Origin of the sequence: Streptomyces sp. NPDC001890, from assembly GCF_042891445.1 — a bacterium.
In the GTDB taxonomy this organism is placed as follows: domain Bacteria; phylum Actinomycetota; class Actinomycetes; order Streptomycetales; family Streptomycetaceae; genus Streptomyces.
Genome location: NZ_JBIATE010000030.1, coordinates 58,651 through 76,638, shown reverse-complemented (window position 1 = coordinate 76,638; position 17,988 = coordinate 58,651). Strand labels below are relative to the sequence as shown.

Below are 17,988 nucleotides of genomic sequence, written 5' to 3'. Positions count from 1 at the left end.
GGCGGGGGGGGGCCGGGGGGGGGGCGGGGGGGGGGGGGCCCGGGGGGGCCCCCCCCCCCCCCCCCCGCCCCGCGGGGGGGGGGGGGGGGGGGGGGGGGGGGGGGGGGCCGCCCCCCCCCCCCCCCACCCACCCGCCCCGGCCCTACGACTCTTTGACGAGCAGATAGGACGATCCCTTGACCCACCCCGACGAGTGCAAGGTGAACCTCTCCCAGATCGCCCGCATGGCTGGAGTCGGTCGCGCGGCCGTCGCCAACTGGCGACGCCGCCACGGCGGACTCGAAGCCACCGGCGGCACCGACGAGAGCCCCCTCTTCCCCCGCGCGGTCGCCGAGCAGTGGCTGCGTGACCTGGACAAGCTCCCCGAGCCCGGCCCGGCCGGGGTCCGGCCGCCCGCCACCGTGACCTTCACGGGAGGCCCGACGATCACCGTGTACGGCGCCGAGCTGCACAGTCCGGCACTGGCGTGGAGCGGCGACGCGGACGAGGAAGGGTTCAGCGGCTACATCGAGCCCGACCGGCCCGGCATCCCCTGGCCCACCGCCTCAGCCCGGATCGAGCAGCCGGGCAGCGTGCCGTACGAGGTGACGGACGCCCACGTCGACATCAGCGGCTACGGGGGCCGCATGGACTTCCTCAAGCTCATCTGGCCCGCTGCCCAGCGCCGGGCCCTTCCCGCCACGACCGCGACGACGGAGGTACAGGCATGACGGACACCGTGATCGAGACCACCGCGGCAACCACGCCCCAGGAGCCGCCCCTGCCCGAAGCGTTGGGCGCCCGGCGGATCGCGGGGCTGCTCGCCGACCACACCGGCGAGCCGGTCACCGCCGACGACGTCGACGAGCTGGTCGACCAGGAGCACCTGGTCGCGGTCGACTCCTATAAAGGCTGGCCGATGTACGCCACGGCGGCCGCGCTCGCCCTCGATGTCGACCTGGTGCGGTCGGTGGTCGCCGCCCGGTTGGCGTGGGAGGCGGCAAGCCTGCCCCGCGACGCCGCGTCGGAGCGAATCGGCTGGCACTGGAGCGACCTGGACCGCATGGGCAGCGAGGGCCGCATCACCACCGGGCGCGGCGGACGGTACCTGATCGCCGACCTGGACAAGCTCGCCGAGGAGGCCGACGGCGAGCAGTACGTCACCGCGCAGGCCGCCGCCAGCGACGTGCTGGAGATCCGGGCGAGCGACTGGAAGTACGTGGAGTCTGCCGGGTGGGTTACGCCGGCGGACACCTACGAGCGCCAGGTCGGCCGCTCCCGCACCGTCACCGTCGCGCTGTACCGGCTCGGTGACGTCCGCGCGCTGCGGGACATGCCGGGCGTCGACTGGGAGGCCGCCCGCGGTCTGCCCAAGGGTGCTCCGAGCCCGCTGCGCGAGTACGCCAAGCTCGCCCCGACCCGGGCCGCCGTCGTCCGCGCCTTTGCTCAAAGGCTCGCCGACCGGCACGGCGTCACCGTGTGGGCGTGGAACTCTCCGTACTCCGGCTGCTGGGAGCTGGACTGGGAGCGGATCGAGGACGCGCCCACCAAGGCGACCGTACGGCGCGAGCTGACCGAGGACCCGGAAGCCGGTTCTTACACCTCCGAGATCGTGCTGTGCCCCGAGTGGGGAAAGATCACCCGCGAGGCCAGGGACCTGCTTCAACCGGGCCGTGCGGCCATCGTGGACACCGAGACCACCGACCTGTTTGGCCGCACGGTCGAGATCGCCGTGATCGATGCGGCCACCGGCAAGAAGTTGATGGACACCCTGGTCAATCCCGGCGTCCCGATCGAGGACGGGGCCCTATGGGTGCACGGCATCACGGACGAGATGGTCGCCGACGCCCGCCCGTTCGAGAAGATCCTCCCCCGCCTCCGCAAGGTGACCAAGGGTCGGACCGTCTGTGCATACAACGTCGAGTACGACCGATCCGTCGTGCTCAAGGACATCGCGCGGGCGGAGAAGAAGCCGATGCACCTGGAGCCCTCGGACAACTGGTACTGCCTGATGCAGGCGTACGCGGACTGGCTCGGTCTCCGGCGCTGGCTGCGACTCGGCGGTGGCCACCGTGCAGCCGGAGACTGCGAGGCAGCCCGGCAGGTTCTGATCGAAATGTCCAAGGGGAGGGGGACCGAGTTCACGCCCCGACCGCCCGCTCCGGGCGACCCCGTGCCCGGGCCGCCCGCCGGGTCCGTCCTCGCGGCCACCGCGACAGCCGACGGCTGACGATAACGGTGAGACCAAACAGGGGCCCTGAATCACCGTTCGGGGCCCCTCGCCATTGATGGGGCGCCGGTAGGAATCCTGTCAGCAGCCACCGGCGGCGAGCGAGCCTCTGCCGATACTGCCCCGTGGAGACGGTGCACCAACTACGAGTATCTATGCCGGACATCGAGCCGGTGGTGTGGCGGCGTATCCACGTCTACTCGCACACCCCGCTGTCCGGATTGCACGCCGTCATCCAGGTCGCCATGGGCTGGGACGACGCCCACCTGTACGAGTTCGGCGCCCAGTGGGAGACGTACGGGCACAACGGCCGCGAGCCCTCTGCGTACACCGTCGCCCAGATGCTGCCCGAGGTAGGCAGGGGCGCAGGGTACGTGTACGACTTCGGTGACCACTGGACCCACCACATCACCGTCGAGAAGATCCACCGTCCCGCCGCGAACACCCACTATCCCCGGTGCAGTGCCGGCCGCCGGGCCTGCCCGCCCGAGGACTGCGGCGGCCCGCTCGGCTACGAACGCACCCTGCGAGCGATCCGGGCCCGCAAAGGCCCCCGCTACCGCGAACTACGCGAGTGGGGCCAGCACAAATACAACCCCGCGACATTCGACCGCGACGAGATCAACCGCAGCCTCGCCGATCCGAAGTCCATCGGCTACCCCGAACCCGCGCCGTGGCAGCGGGAGGTCCTCGACCTCTCCAACCGCCGATACCCAGGCGCACCCGCCACAACCGGTCAACCCGTTGACCACCCCCAGGTCGAGCCGGAAGAGGACTCAGGGCAGCCAGAGCCCGCCGTCGAAGCGGTCAAGGCATTGACCACCGAGCCGCCGCCCAGCATCACCGACGCGGTCGACTCCGTCCTGGACGCACTCGACAAGGTCGACAAGTCCCGCGCCCTCCTCGGCGTCGCGCTGCGGGCCGAGCAGGCAAAGACCGGCGCCAGCGCCAACGAACTCGCCAAACGCGTCCACGGTGCGATGTCCCGCCCCCTGGTCCTCAAAGCCCTTCGGTACAACGACTGACGAGTTGGCCGGAGCCCGCTCGCCGCCCCGCGGCTTCACCCCGGCGGGTTCCAACAGCGCGAGCACTCGTCGTCGTCACACCGGCCGACCGGATGCGGGTCCTGCCAGGCCGAACAGAGCCAGGCCCCCCTTGATGCCCTACCGCCAAACTCACCTCTTAAGAGGTGAGTTTGAGGCGGCTGGAAACAGGCCGCAGGTGAAGCGCGACGTCGCTACGCTGGCCGCAGGGTGCGGCGCTCCCCCCGTGGCGCCGCACCCTGACACGTCCGAGGGCCGCCCCCGCATCCCGTTTCCGGGTGCCGGGGCGGCCCTGCGTCGCGGTCGGCGCCGAGGTGCTACCCGGCCAAGGGGTACGGGGCGCTCTCGCCCGAGGCCAGCAGGGTGAGCCGTTCGGCGGCCGCGGTCGTCGCGGCGACGGGCAGCGCCAGGTCCTCCATCAGCGAGGACGGCTTGAGCACGGAGACCGCACCGCAGACGGCGTCGCCCCACATCACCGGGGCGGCGACCGCGCTCCAGCCGGTGACCTCCTCGCGGGAGACGGCATGGCCCGCCTTGCGGATCTCCGCCAGGGTCGCGGTGTACGCCGCGGCGTCGCGCACCGCGCCGGTCCCGGCGCCGGCGGGGAACGGCTGCTCCAGGACGGCGGAGACCAGGGACGGGGGGAGGTGGGCGGCGATCACACGGCCCGAAGCGCCGACGCGCAGGGACTGGCCGACCTCCATCAGGTCGGTGATGCCGAGCCCGAGCGACTCGAAGTCGTAGCGGCCCGGCGCGCTGGCGACGTAGGCCTTGCGCGGGCCGCCGTACGGCGAGAGCACCCACAGCAGGGCGAAGCCGTCCACAGCGCGGCTCAGACGCTCCAGCACGGGCCGGGCGACCGCCACGTCGGGGGTGGCGGCCATGGCCTGGATGCCGATCCGGGCAGCGCCGGGCCCGAGCCGGTAGCGGCCGGGTGGCACTCGCAGAAAGATCGAGGTGGCGATCCCGGATTGCAGAATCCGGTAGACGACAGTGATGTTCAGGCCCGTGACGGCAGCGAGTTCGCTGGGCCCGTGATCGGCGCCCGGCAACATAGTGAATGCCTGGACGACAAGCATGACCCGGTGCGCGTGCACTGTTCCGCCCGCACGGGCGGCGACGGGTTCATTGTCCGGCTGAGTTTGGGCAGGGTGAATTTCCTTCGGCGTGATGCGGCTGAGCATGCTGTCCCTTGTCGCGCATGCCGCCCTTTCCCCCGGCGGTGCGGTGGCGGGCGGTCGTCCCCATAGGCCTGCTGTCCGCGCGGCACTGCCGGTCGAACGCGGCCCCCGACCCCTCTAGACCTTCGTCACCCCCCGTCGGTCACGAATCGAACCAGTGATCGCAACCCTACATGCGCCACGCGGAACGCCTGCATGGTTTTACATCGCCACAAAGGGGGCGCATTACCTGCGCATTACGCGACACGCAATGACGGCTTTTCGGGACGCGAAATAGGCGGTTCAACCAGCCGGATATTCAGGGGTATTACGCGGTGCGAAATACATATGAGATGACGAGAATTGCGCGAGGCGAAAGAATTTGACAGCAGGATAGGCACCGCCTTGACTCTTCATCAGTTACGTCTGAAAGACATTGATGAAGACGGGGGAAGTCTCTTGAGTATTCGTATGCGTGCGGCGGCCGCAGGTATGACCACTGCCGTCCTCCTGGGCGGCGCCGTCGCTGTGGCCCCGGCGGCTAACGCTGTCGGCTCGTCCAAGTGCAACATCAAGGACGCCAAGCCCGGAGGCGTGTGGGAGACCAGCACGAACAACGTGAACCTCCGGAGCGGTCCGGGGACGAACTACAGCTCCAAGGGTCAGCTGAGCAAGGGCACCGATTTCACCTACCACTGCACCTACAAGACCAGCAACGGCAAGGGCCTCTGGTACTACGCCACCGTTCGTCAGGGCGTCCACAAGGGCGTCCCGGGATGGATCTTCTGGCACTACGCGCACGTCGCGTAGGCGACCGCGCTGTTTCACGTGCAGGGCGGGCACCCCTCCGGGTGTCCGCCCTGCGTCGTCCACTCACGGAGGAGGAGAGACATGTCAGCCCAACTCAGCGCGACGTGGGTCTGGGTGGCCGACCAGTGGGTGCGGGCCGACCAGGTCGTCGCCGTACGGCTGGAGCCGCCCGCCGGCGCTATGCCCAGCGGCCGGTTGAGGGAGTCCCTCAACCAGCGGCTTCTGGTGTGCACGACGCTGCCCGTCGAGGAGAACAACGGCAAGGCCGTGTGGCAGGAAGCCGCCACGTGCGCAAGGGATCGCGGGGAGATAGTGGCCGGGACACTCCTGGATGCCATGCACTCGACCAAGGCGTCGACCAGCAGCGCCCGGTACGTGTACCCGGCCCGCACGACGGAGGGCCGGGTCTCACACTGGCAGGCCAGCACGACCCTGCCACAGGGGCCCGCCCTCTCCGGCGAGCTCAAAGCCGTGCCCGTCATCAGCGGCGGCACGCCTCTCTCACCCCGCAGCTCACTGCGCGGCGCCTGAACCAACCCCGCCCGGGCCCGGCAACAGCAGTTCCTCACGCTGCCGATGCCGGGCCCCACGACGCCCTGCACCGTGATCACGACCCCCGCCATCAGGGCCTGATGGGGACCGCACGGGTTATCTGGCCAGATAGACCACATCTGAGGGCGCGGCCGGAGCCCGGTACGCCCGGGCTCCGGCTGAGTCGTCAGCGTTGGTTGGGCTTGCGCGCCTGCTGCTGCTCGGCGCCGCCGCGGCGAAGGTGTCCGGCCTGCTCGGCGCTGCCGCCGGGCGCGGGCTTCTTCCCTCGCTTCGTGGTGGTCGACCGGCCCCGGGCCGCAGCCGCCGACACGCCGCGCTTGGCCCCGGGCAGAGGCTTGTTCAGGGCCTCCCCCATCTTGCGCATCGCGGGGATGTTCGCCGGGTCCGCCGCGCCGTTCGAGGGTGGCGGGGTGCCGCCGCCACCCGCACGTCGCGGTCCCCGGTAGTCGAGGGCCGCGTCTCCCAGCCGCAGCAGCGCCTCCGCGCTCGGCAGCTTCCCGCCCTGCTCCGCACCTCGGTCGTCAAAGCCACGGAGCTTGTCGGCGGCGGACGTCGCCCACTCGGCGACCTTGTCGCACGCCTTGATCGAGACCCGGCGTACGAAGTTGGAGACGCGGCCGTCGGCCATGAGCTTGTCGAAGTGCTCGCCCGCCCGCTCCTTCATGACGTGCATCAGGTGACCGAAGGCGCCCCGCACGCTCTGGATGCGCTGCCACTCCGGCAGGTCCTGGAGCGCGGGTGCGTGGGCGTCCGCCTCCCGCAGCGCGGTGTTCACCGCGGCCGCCGACTGCTGCGGGTCGCGGTCCGCTTCTGCCTTCTCCGGCTCGATGGCGGGCGGTGCGGCGGCCGCGGGCTCCGAGGGTGGCACCGTGGTGGCCGGCGGCGGGGTGGGCGCCGCCTCGGGAGCGGGCTGCGGCTCGGCGGGCGGGTTGAGCTTGGCGACGGCGTCGGCGAACAGCGTTTCCAGTCGCTGGAGTTCGTCCTCCACCGTGGCGAAGAGGTCGGCACCCGTGCCCTTCTCGGCGGGCACGAGTTCGTCCCACGCCTCCTGGACGGCCGTGAAGTCCGCGAAGACGTCGAGCGGGCGGTCTTCCTCCGGCCCGGAGGTCTCCGCCGGGCCGGTCCACAGCGGCAGTTCCGGCTCCTCGGCGGCGGCGGGCGGGGCGGGTTCGGCCGCAGGCTCGGCGGCGGGCTCGCGTTCGACGCGGCCCTCTCGCTGCGTCATGTCGGCCGGGAGCTGTTCCTCGCCCGGCTCGGCGGCGCTGTCCGGGCCGGAGACCTCGGGGCTCTCGGGTGTCGCGGGACGGGCGGGCGTGGCCATCTCGGTGTCCTCCGGGGCGTCGGGGAGCGGGGCGGGCTGGTCGGTCGGCGGCGCCTTGGTCGCGTCGGCGTCCTGCTCCGGGCCGGGCGTCTCGGCGGGCGGGGGCGGCTCCACCGGCGGAGCGGGCGCCGGGTCCGGGGCGGGGTCGGCCGTCGGGACCGGGGTCTGCTGCTCGCTGTCCTCGCGGGCGGGTTCCGCCGGCGCGACGGCTGCGGTCTCTTGTTCCCGGGCGGCGGCGCGGTCGGCCTGCACCGCCTCCAGGGTGGCCTGGAGGCGTGCGTGCAGGCGCATGGTCTCGTGCAGCAGGTTCATGAGCGGGAACGCGAAGTGCTGACGCTCATCGAGGGCGGGGTCCTGCGGGAGGGCGCCGCCCCAGGCGATGACCGCCTCCTGCACCGCGGTGAGGTTCGCGGCCATCTGCCGGGAGTCGTGGTTGTCGATGTCGGCAACCCGAAGGTTCCCGAGCTGATCGCTCAGGGCCTGGAACTGCGGGTTCTGCGGGTAGTTCGGGTTCGCCCGCGCGGCCACGACGGTGATGGTGCGCAGGTGCTCCTCGGCTGCGGTGCGCAGTTCGACGCGCAGCACGTCCGCCCGCGACAGCCGCCCCCGGGCGTCGGCCGCCACCGGCGGTTCGCCGTAGGGCTCCCCGGTGATGACCGCGAACATGATCGCGCCCTGATGCGCGGCGTCCTGCGGCGAGCCGTTGAGCGAGGTGACGTCGGCGGGCGAGCCGTCGATCGTCGTCTGCGCGAACCAGCGCCCGTCGGCGGACAGGCGGACGGCGGCAATGGTGGCCTCGCCGTACAGCAGCTCGCCGTTGCGCAGGCCTTCGCCTTCCACGCTGGTCAGCCGGAGCTGGTAGCGGGCGTCCGCGGCGAGCGGGGCCGTCTCCGCGAAGGTCCGGGGCGCGGGCGGGTCTTCGACATCCACGGCGGGGACGACTTCCTCCTCCTCCACGGGTGTCTCCGCGGGGAGGCCGTCCGCGGGCGGGTCGACGGCCGGGACGGCGTCCGTCACGACGGCGGTGGGTTCCGGCTCGCCTGCCACTGCTTCCTCCTGCTCGGGCTGTACTGATTCCTCGGTCACTGCGTCGTCCGGCGCGGGAGTGTCGTCCGGCGCGGCCGACTCCTCGGCGGCCGCCACGTCGGCAGGGGCCTGCTCGGGCTCAGGGTCGGGAACGGACTGCACCGTCTCCTGCTGTACCGCCGGCGGCGCTGCGGTCATCGCGTCCGGCTGCTCCGTCCCGGCTGCGCGCACCCGCTCGCGGGCCCACTCCAGCACGCCTTGCCACTGTTCGGACCGCGTGCTCGTGTCCTCGGGGCCCGTCACGGCCAGGCGGTGACCGTCGTAGCCGGGGAGCCCCTGCTGGTAGACCATCTCCACCGTGAAGTCGGTGCCGCCGATGCTGAGGTCCCACATCGGGCCGTGCTCCAACGGAGCCCGGTTCCGGCGGGCGCCGGTGGAGCGGGCCGTGATGGTCTCGCCCTCGGGAACGCCGAGTTCCTTCAGGTTCTGGCCGTACGAGAAGTAGACCCAGTCGTCGCTGTCGTTGGGGTGGGTCTCGGCGGTGCGGCCCAGCGCGGCCCGTTCGGTGAGTTCCCGGATGGAGCCGACGGAGACGCCGGTACCCACGGACACTCCGGACAGCTCGCGCGTCACGAAGCCCCTGTATCCGCTCTCGGTCTCCTTCGCGGTGCGGTAGCGCTGGCCGGTCGGCCGGTGGACGCTGGTCCACTCGTTCTCGGCAGTGCGCCGGCAGACAACCTCGTCGCCCTCCGGGTGCGGCCGCGGCTGGATGCGCACGCCGTCACGCCGGGCCTCGGCGACATCGGCAAGGCTGCGGTACTGCTGGTAGGGCAGGCCCAGGGTCAGTTCGACGCAGGGTCCGCACTCGGCTGCCATCTCCGCGTCGTCCGGGCCCATCCAGTGCAGCACCACGGTGTAGCGGTCGGTGTCGAGGGTGCCGCAGCGCTCGCACTCGCCGTGGTCAGCGTGTCCGTACACGCCAAGCCGCCCGTCGGGCGCCCCCTCGGTGCCCGGGGAGACAGCGGGTTCCGGCTCGCGCCGACCGCGCCGGCGGCTGGGGCGCTGCGCAGCGGGGGCGGGCGCGGGGGCCGCCTCGCCGAAGAGGTCGAGCTGTCCCTCCTCGTCCGTGGCATCCGACGCCTGCAACTCCGGGACGTCGGTGGCCGACACGGGATCAGGTGCCGGGTCTTCGAGGGCGGCTTCACGCAGCCACGCCTGCGCCGCCGCCTGCTGCTCGCCGTCCTTGTCCCCGGGGTCCCGCGCTTCGGCGGCAGACCGTACGGCGGCCGCCGACTCGACGTACGCCAGGCACTCGTCACGGGTGCCGTTGAAGATGGACTCGCTGAACGAGTACGAGCGGGTCTGGCGGTTGAGATGGAACTGGAGCGTCTCCGGCTCACCGGGTCGCATGCTCCCGTGCATCCAGTACCGGATGTCCGCTGCTCCGGTCAGCTCAACCCTGGCGAGCTGGGCAAGTTCGTCAGCCGCAGGCGCCTGCTCGGCGGGCACGGTGTCGGGCGGTGTCTCCTGCGGGGCGGGCGTACTGTCCCCGCCGAACAGGCCAAGTTGCTGCTCCGGAGCGGCAGGGTCGGGCGTCGGCTCCGGCTCCGGGTCCGTGGCGCCGGGCTGCGGATCGGTGCCGGTGAAGAGTCCGTCAACCGCTTCCTGGAACAGCTCCTCCCGGGACTTCTCCGCGCCAGCCTCCGGCAGCAGGCGGGAGCCATCGGGCACCGCCACGATCTCCCGAGGGTGGACCCGGTGGCTTCCCGTGCCGTTCTGGTGTCGGCAGATGTAGTAGCCGTCCCGGGGGTCGGGGCCCTCCGTGATGACGACCGTCCGGTACTGGAGGTGCCGGTCCTCCATGTACTGCCGCCAGCCCTCGCGGACCACATCGCCCGGCACCAGTTCCACCGAGCTGTCGCTGAACGGCTGGTAGCCCTCGGGTACAGCCACGTCGGTCGGAGGCTCGGCGGCAGCGTCCGGCGCAGGCGCCAGCGGCGCCACGGGCGGTTCCGGGGTGACCGGGGGGTCGGCCGGACCCTGCTCCTCGGCGGCGGCCGCCGGGGTGGTCTCGCTCGGAGCGGGGGCGGGTTCGAGCGGCTGGTCCCCGGTGCCCGACTCCTGCTGAGCAGCGTCCGGCGCCTGCGGCTCCGGGGCGGGCGCGGGTGCGTCCTCGGCGGCCGCAGCCTGTTCTGCGGTCAGGGCCGCGATGGTGGCCTGCGAGCGGGCGGCGAGGCCGTGGGCCGCCGCGTACAGGTCCTGGAGCGGGTCAAGGAGATCCTGTTCCACGACGGGCTCCAGCGCCTGGCACCAGGCGGCCACGCCGTAGACCCGGCGGACGATCTCGTCCGGTCCCCCCGGGACGGGTTCCCGCAACGCCAACCGGGCCCGGTGGTAGGCGATGTGCAGTTCGGCGATGGGGTTGTCCGGGGTGCCGAAGCCGTCGGGTCGCCTGTCGTTGTCCTGGCTGAGGTAAGCCCGCACGGTGGGGTGCTGGCCCCACCGGGCGTAGGCGGTCTCCAGCCGCTGCACGTCCGCCAGATCGTCCTGGTCGGTGAACGGGGTGGCGTTGAAGAACTGCGGCACCTCGTCCAGGTTCGGCGCCGTCACGATCAGCTCCGGCAGCCGCGCGGGCGGCTCGGGAGGCTGCTGGCGCTCCTCCCGGGTGGTGTGCACCGTGACCGTGCGCCCGGCGGCCGCGAGGACCCGCACGGCGTCGTCCACGCGCTGCCTGCGGGTCGGCTCCTTCCAGGTGCGGGGCAGGTACCAGCCGCCGACCTTGCGGGACTCCTTGAAGCCGCCGCCGGTCCACATCGCCGCCTTCGCGGTGTCGTCCTGCGGGCTCACGCCGAAGACGAGGGTGTCGGAACCGTTGTGCAAGATCCAGACCGGGTCACGGCCCTGGTCATCGAGCGTCGGACGGTGCACCTTGTCGCCGTAGACGACTGCGTGGTGGTTGGCCATGCGCTTGGCCACGGTGGCGCCGTCCTCGGTGCCCCGGACCACGTCGCCGTTCACGTCGCCCAGGTACCGGTACTTGGTGTAGCTCCACTTCGCGGTGCCGACCTCTTCGCCCGGCTCGGTGTAGAGGCGGACGGTGCGCCCTTCCTCGGTGTAGTGGTATCCCTCGGCGCCCGGGACCGGCGAGGCGTCCTCGGGAAGCCGCTGCGCGGACTCCTCCGGTGCGCTCTCCTCCGCGGGAGCGTCGACCGCGGGGTTCGTGGTCGTGACGGGCGCGGCCGCGGTCGGCGGGGCGTACCGGTCGCGTGCTTCGGCGAGCTGCTCGTCGGTCGGGGCCACGGTCTCGCGCAGCGCGTCGGCCAGAGCGTTCAGCGCCAGGGCCGCGGACTGGTTGCGCTCGTCGCGCCGGAAGTGGATCTCGTGGTCCAGGCGGCCGTAGCGCCACGCGGGCAGGCTGCTGGAGCGGTTGGCGCTGTCGTGCGCGACGGCGGCGTCGATCCAGGCCGGGAGTTCCTCCCACAGGATCGTGGTGGTGACGTCGCCCTGCTCGATGGTCAGCCCGTCAGTGCGGGCCGACAGGTGGACGTCCCCGTCGCCGCGCAGGGCGGGCGGCAGCTCGCTGCTGGTGGAGGCGAAGAAGGCCGCCGTCGGCGCCTGCTGCTGCTCGGCGATCCACCCCCGTACGCGGTCGGTGGGCATGACGCCGGGCTCCATGCTGACCGGCTGACCGTCGACCGCGACGGCACTGACCAGCCCGCGCACCTGGTCCTCGCTGAGCACCGCCATGACGGCCCACCCGGCGGACTGGTGGGTGCGCGCGGGCTGCGGGCCGCCGATGTGGCCGACCATGACGCGGTCCCCGAAGGTGTCGATCAGGTCCTGCAAGGGTGCCTGCCCGGGAGGGCTGGCCGGCGGGTCCGCCGAAGTCGTGGTCGGCGCGGCCGCGCCCTCGTTCGGCGGGGTGTCGGGTGCCGGGGGCGCCGGGGTGTCCGGGGCGGATTCCTCCGGTTCGGGCGCCGGGTCGGCGGGTCCGCCCGGGGCCGGCGCCGGGCCGGAGGCCGGGGTCGGTGGGGTCTGCTGTGCGTCGGTGTCCTGGTTCGTCTCGGCTTCGGGCGTGGGCGCGGGGGTGCTCTCCGGCAGCGGCGGGAGGTCGATGACGGTGCCGGGCGGGGCGGCGAGGATCGCCTCCAGATCGACACTGCCCACGGCCGTACCCGCGCCGGTCATCACGTTCGTCAGGCTGATCGAGACGTCGTACAGCTGTTGCGAGGCTTCCAGCCGGGGCAGCCCGACGTGAACCATGGACCAGTCGCCGTAGCGGTTCTGGTCGCGGTCGATGCCTCCGAGTCGTCCGGCTGCGTTGTCGATCCGGGCGACCAGGTCGTACAGGGGGTTGCGCACGTCCGGCTCGAAGCCGTAGCCGGGACGTGTGATGTAGTCGGCGGCCGCCGCGCCACCGTCCACGCCGTGGCGCTGGAGCAGCGGCTCGTAGTACCGCAGGAGGGCCGCGGTCTCGACCATCTCCGGTGCGGGCGGCCCTTCGGGGTCGGTGGCGGCCCGGGCCTGCTGCCAGACGGTCTCTGCGGCCTCCGCGAGCAACGTCCGGCGCGTGTCAGCGGCTTCGGGTTCGAGCCAGGCGCGCAGCCACACCGGGCGGTCCTCGGGGCGGTTGAAGAGGTCCTGGGCCCACTCCTGCGCCCACTCGGCAAAGGCCTCGCGGAACGGGGCGCCCTCGTTGGCGTCGATCTGTGCCCACGCCGTCACGTCGCTGTCGGCGGTGCCTGCCTCGGTGAGGACCCGCAGGATCTCCGCCCGCAGACGCGACGTGCGGTCGGTTGCCTGCGGATCCGCACCCGTGCTGTCGACCGGCCGGGCGCCGCCGATGATCTGGCCCTCGCTGCGGACAATGACGGTTCCCCCGACCGCCCCGGCCATGACGGCGGCGTCATGCATCGCCATCTCCGCCTCGGTCATCTCCGCGCCGGCGGCCCCGGGCTCGAACGGCGGGCCGTCCTGGCTCTCGTCGCCGGAGGAGACCGCACTGGCGGAGATCCGCGCTTCCAGTGCCTCCTTGCGGGCGCGGACGTCCTCCAGTTCAGCGCGCTTGTCGAAGGGGCGGCCGATGTGGGACTGCGTGTCTTCGAGCGCGGCACGCTGCTTGGCGACCTTCTGCTCGATCGCGGCGGGGGCGCTCACCGCTTCGTCGGCCGCATCGCCCAGCGCCTTGACGATGCGCCAGGCCTGCCCCTTGCCGAACCACGGCAGGTTCAGCCGGACGTCGACCTGGTGCTCACCGGCGACCAGGTGCGCCCACGACTCGTAGGCGATCGAGTTGAACTGCTGCTTGCGGAGCCAGGTGAAGCCGACGTTCAGGCCGCGCCAGCGATACCCGGCGTCCAGGTCGAGGGTGGGCTTGGAGCCCTGCGCCGTCTGCGCGAGCACCCCGGCGACATCGTCGGGGTCGATGAGGCGGCCGTCCGCGGTGCGCCATGTGTCGTCGTCGCCAGCAGCGGTCACCGCGTCGGCCATGGTGCGCATGCCGGGCAGGTCACGCTCAGCCTTCTGGATCGTCTCGGAGAGGACCTCAACCTTGCGCTTCATGCGCGCCTGCGCCTGGCGGTGCCCGTCGGCCTCGTTGAGCAGGACGTTCAACTCACCGTTGACGTCGGCCAGGTCCATCAGTAGCGGGTTGCCCGCGACGATGGCCTTGGCCCGCCCGAAGCCCGCGCCGACGGGGTCGATCTCCTGAATGACACGGCCGACCTTCTGGCCGGACATGATCTGCACGATGGGCCGCTGCTTACGCTCCAGCTGCTGGAACATGTAGCTGTCGAAACTGTTCAGCGCGAGGTAGCGGTAGAACTCGACTTCCATGTCGATGTCGATGAGCTTGTTGCCGGGGCGGTCGAGGCGGCCCTCGCGCTGCGCCCACTCGTCAGGCCGGTGAGGCGGATCGGCGTGGTGCAGTGCCACGCCACGGGTCTGGACGTTGACACCCGTCGCGCCCTTGACCGAGGACGAGAACAGCACGCTGACCTCACCCGCGCGGCAGGCGGTGAACAGTTGCTCCTTGGCCAGGTCGGAGTTGTAGTCGTGGATGAACTTGATCCGCTCGCGCGGGATCCCTCCGAGCCCTTCCTCCGGCATCCCGTCGATCAGGTAGCGGCGGATCTTCCCGTAGACCTGACTGCCCTTGTCCTTACTGGGGGTGCCGAGGTCGCAGAAGAGGACTTGCAACCCGCCGGCGACGCCTTCGGGGTCACCGGGCAGCTTGAGGTCCTTGGTGCGGTGGTAGACCTCCAGCACGTTCTTGGCGATGGCCCCGGCCTTGCCCGGGCCGTCCGGTTCCACGCCGACCAGCTCTAGGTCCAGGGCGGCTTTGCGGCCGTCCGTGATGACGTTGAGCATGTTGTCTTCGTACGGCTTGACCTTGCCGCCCTGGATCTTGTCGATGCGGTCGGAGATGGTGCCGACGTAGTTGACCAGGTTGGGGGTGGCGTCGATCTCCACGAAGCGGTCGACGCGCTTGGGGCGCTTGATCTTGAAGGCCTCGGGCGGCCGGAGTTCGGCGACCTCCGAGAACAGGGCGAGGGCGTCGTCGGCGTTGGTGTACTCCACCGGGCGCCGCTTGAGGCGGAAGGAGACGCCGTCGACCCCGACCTCGGGCTTGGTCTCGAACTGGATGAAGTTCGCGGCCCAGGCGTCCGGGCTCGCCAGCCCGAGCTTCTCCAGGCGCTTGGGCATCGTGTAGTGCTTGAAGACGAACATCTCGCGCACCGAGTTCGAGATGAACGTGCCGCTGTAGAGAGCGGAGACGTTCTCCCGGCCCGTGCGCTCGCGGGTGACGATGAGTTTCAGGTCGAGGTCGGTGGCCCGCTTGGACGGCTTACCCAGGGACATGCCCTCGGTCGTGGCCGGCAAGGCGAGGTTCTTGAAGAGGTGGGCCTCATCGACCTGGAGGAAGTCGACGCCGAGGTTCTCGTACGTGACACCGGCGTCGATGGCCTTGGAGCGCAGGTCGGACGCGCGGGCGTCGAACCGGTCGACCATCTTGGCGATCTCTTTGATGCGCCGCTGATTGCCGTCGTCGCCGTCGACCGCGCCCAGCGCGACGCGGTACTCGTTGGCCAGCTCCTCCAGGTACGTCGCCTCGGTGACGGGGTGGACCCCGAGGCGGCCGAAGGAGTTGTGCGTCATGACGATCGCGTCCCAGTCGCCGGTGGCGCACCGGGCCGCGAACAGCATGCGCGAGCGGGCGTCGGCGAGGTCCTTCTTGCCCGCCATGAGGATCCGGGCGTTCTGGAACAGCTTCTTGCCGTCGCGGGAGATCTGTTCCAGCAGGTGGTTGGGGACGACGATCATCGGCTTGTTGACCAGGCCGAGTTGCTTGAGCTTGACCGCCGTCATGAACATGGTGGCGGTCTTGCCGGCGCCGACCGGGTACGGGCACAGCGAGCCCTCGTCCGCGCTCAGCACGCGCTGGACGAAGTCCCACTGGTGCTCGTACGGCTTGAACTCCGGGTCCATGCCGTCGACCGTCAGGTGGGAGCCGTCGTGCTTGGGCAGCACCCAGGAGTTGAAGATGCGGTTGTAGTCCGCGGCCAGGCGGTCCGCCCGGTCGGGGTCCTCCCACACCCAGCTCGCGAAGCGGCGCATCAGCGCCGTCTGCTTCGACTCCGCGAGCATCGTCTCCTTGTCGTTGCGGACCCGCCGCGACCCGCCGCCGGGCGTGTTGAAGGTGTCGTAGACCTTCGGGGCCTGCCCGTTCAGCGCGAGGTCGAGCAGCTCGAAGGCGTTGACGCGGGCGGTGCCCCACTCGCTGGTCGCGGCCTCCGGCAGCGTCATCGGCTGATCGACGCTCCACGTCGCCGTCTTGGCGACGTGGACGATGTCGACGCGCACGCCCAGCATCTCCTCGGCGAAGGCGGTGACGTCCTCCACCGGGATCCACGGGGCGCCGAGCTTGGCCTTGATGTCTTCCGGCGGCAGCGGTTCGGGCTGCACCTGGCGCAGTTCATCGACGTGCCGCTGGAGGTCGTCGCGTCCCTGCGACAGCAGGAACTCGGCGCGCTCCAGCTTGTCCACGACCTCACCGGACAGGTACGCGCCCTTGGTCAGCAGCTCACCGGTGTCCGGGTCGGGGAAGACCAGGTCACCGAGCGTGCCGTGGACCTGGTCCTCTTCGATCCCGAGCAGCTGCGCGATGGTGGGGACGTCGATCTTGTTCTTGAAGTTGAGGCACAGCGACAGCGCCTCTTCCGGCGTTTCCGCCGACGTCGGCCGCTCGATACGCCGGTTGACCCGGCGGGTGAGCAGCGCCGCCTTGTGTGCCGTCTTCGTCTCGTCGTCGAAGTCCTCCAGGGCCAGGACCGAGACGACGTCCGGGTCGCGGCGGAACCCTCCCAGCCGCGGGTACCGGCGGCTGACCGTCTTCTCTCCGGTCTCCTCATCGACCTGGCCCTCAACGACGTTGAAGCGGTTGATCGGGCCGTGCGTCCGGACGTAGGAGTCGTACAGCCGGTTCACCTCCGCGCGCAGCGGCTCCAGCTGCTCGTCGGGGGTGTCGTGGTTGGTCTCCGCCTCGATCAGCTTGAGCGTGGCATCCCGCAGCGCGATCAGCTTGGGCAGTTCCTTGCCCGCGCGCTCGACGGCGACCAGCTCGCCGTCGATCACCTCGTGCGGCTTGCCCTCCACGAGGTGGAAGGAGCCTTCCTTCCGGCCGTCCTCGCGGATGGGGAAGGGGAGGGTGTCCTCCGTGAACGGCTGCGCGCCGACCGCGACGCGCCACTCACGGCCCGCCGTGCGGGCGGCGGCGGTGATGCTGTCAAAGGCGCCACCGAGCGCGGCCGCGAGGTCCTGGCCCTCGGGGGGCTTCACCGCCAGGGTGTGCCCGTACTGCGCGGCCCGGCCCTGCTCGAACTCACCGAGCACGTGCTCGGGGTGAGCGTGGAAGTAGTCGTTGACGTACTGGCCGGAGACCGTCGGGACCTCGGTGACCTCCATCCAGCTGTCGTCCACGGGCCCGTCGGTGTCGCGCCGGCGGACGATGAGGATGTCGGCCAGGACACCGGTGCCGCCCTCGGCGAGCGCACCGTTGGGCAGCCGAACGGCGCCCAACAGGTCGGCGTGCTTGGCAATGGCGCGGCGGGCAGAGTCGTCCGCGGAGTCCATCGTGTAGCGGGAGGTCAGCAGGATGGCGACGCCGCCGGGCCGCAGGGCCTGCACCGAGCGCCAGATGAAGTAGTTGTGGATCGAGTCGGTGACCGCCTTCGGCGCGGTCTTGTCGTGCACGGGAAAGTTGCCGTACGGCACGTTGCCCAAGACGGCGTCCACGCTGTTCGACTGGAGTCCGGCGTCCTGGAGTCGCGCGTTGATGATCTCGACGTTCGGGTACCGAAGTGCGGCGATGCCCGCGGTGGTCGGGTCGCGTTCGATGCCGAACCACTTGACGTTGAGCCCAGGTGGAGTGCGCGCCGCGAACTTACTCATACCGAAGCCGGGCTCGAAGAGGCGTCCGCCTGTGAAGTTGAGGTCTCGCAGCGCCGACCAGCACGCGTCAACGATCGGCGCAGGCGTGTAGAAGGCGGTGGAGGTTCCCTGTTCGGCCTGCCGGTAGTCCCGCGGGGACAGCAGCCGTTGGAGCTGCTCGCCGATCTCCGACCAGGTGCCCTCACGGTCGTCCGCCAGCGCCGGGGCCAGCGGGCCCCAGCCCGGCCAGTTGTCGAAGGTGGCGAGGTCCTCGGGCGTCGGCTGGGCCTGATCCTCCCGCAGTCGAACCAGGGTCTCGACGGCCGCCAGGGCGGCGCGGGCCCGCCCGATCGGCCCCAGGCGGCGTTCCGGATCGGGTTCAGGGGCAGGGGTGACCGGGGTTTCGACGGGGTTGGACATGTCGTTCTCCAAGCTGCG

The 17,988-nt window shown here is 71.3% G+C and carries 7 protein-coding genes; 5 read left to right on the top strand and 2 right to left on the bottom strand.

Annotated features, from left to right (window positions below; all coding sequences use genetic code 11):
• Positions 1-176: 176 nt before the first annotated feature.
• The 3 genes from ACFYY1_RS37430 (at position 177) to ACFYY1_RS37420 (ending at position 3,234) form a co-directional block, all read left to right on the top strand.
• Positions 177-710, top strand: a complete 534-nt coding sequence (locus ACFYY1_RS37430; protein ID WP_388593725.1) for a hypothetical protein — start codon at positions 177-179, stop codon at positions 708-710.
• Complete coding sequence (locus tag ACFYY1_RS37425; RefSeq protein ID WP_388593722.1) at positions 707-2,209, top strand: 3'-5' exonuclease; 1,503 nt, start codon at positions 707-709, stop codon at positions 2,207-2,209. The genes ACFYY1_RS37430 and ACFYY1_RS37425 overlap by 4 nt, the downstream gene beginning before the upstream one ends.
• Positions 2,210-2,334: 125 nt before the next feature.
• A complete protein-coding gene (locus tag ACFYY1_RS37420) occupies positions 2,335-3,234 on the top strand; it encodes a plasmid pRiA4b ORF-3 family protein (protein ID WP_388593720.1) in 900 nt (299 codons plus the stop codon).
• Positions 3,235-3,569: 335 nt separating this feature from the next.
• On the opposite strand, the gene ACFYY1_RS37415 is transcribed toward ACFYY1_RS37420, so the two are convergent.
• Positions 3,570-4,307, bottom strand: coding sequence for an IclR family transcriptional regulator (locus ACFYY1_RS37415; RefSeq protein ID WP_388593718.1), 738 nt, complete (start codon positions 4,305-4,307; stop codon positions 3,570-3,572).
• 597 nt (positions 4,308-4,904) lie between these two features.
• Here ACFYY1_RS37415 and ACFYY1_RS37410 point away from each other — a divergent pair.
• Together ACFYY1_RS37410 and ACFYY1_RS37405 are read left to right on the top strand one after the other, a co-directional pair.
• Positions 4,905-5,222 carry an SH3 domain-containing protein gene (locus ACFYY1_RS37410; protein ID WP_388593716.1) on the top strand — a complete coding sequence of 106 codons (318 nt, stop codon included), beginning with the start codon at positions 4,905-4,907 and terminating at the stop codon, positions 5,220-5,222.
• 81 nt (positions 5,223-5,303) lie between these two features.
• Complete coding sequence (locus ACFYY1_RS37405) at positions 5,304-5,753, top strand: hypothetical protein (protein WP_388593714.1); 450 nt, start codon at positions 5,304-5,306, stop codon at positions 5,751-5,753.
• Positions 5,754-5,940: 187 nt separating this feature from the next.
• Here the strand turns inward: ACFYY1_RS37405 and ACFYY1_RS37400 are convergent, their stop codons facing one another.
• Positions 5,941-17,970, bottom strand: a complete 12,030-nt coding sequence (locus ACFYY1_RS37400; protein WP_388593711.1) for a hypothetical protein — start codon at positions 17,968-17,970, stop codon at positions 5,941-5,943.
• Positions 17,971-17,988: the final 18 nt, after the last annotated feature.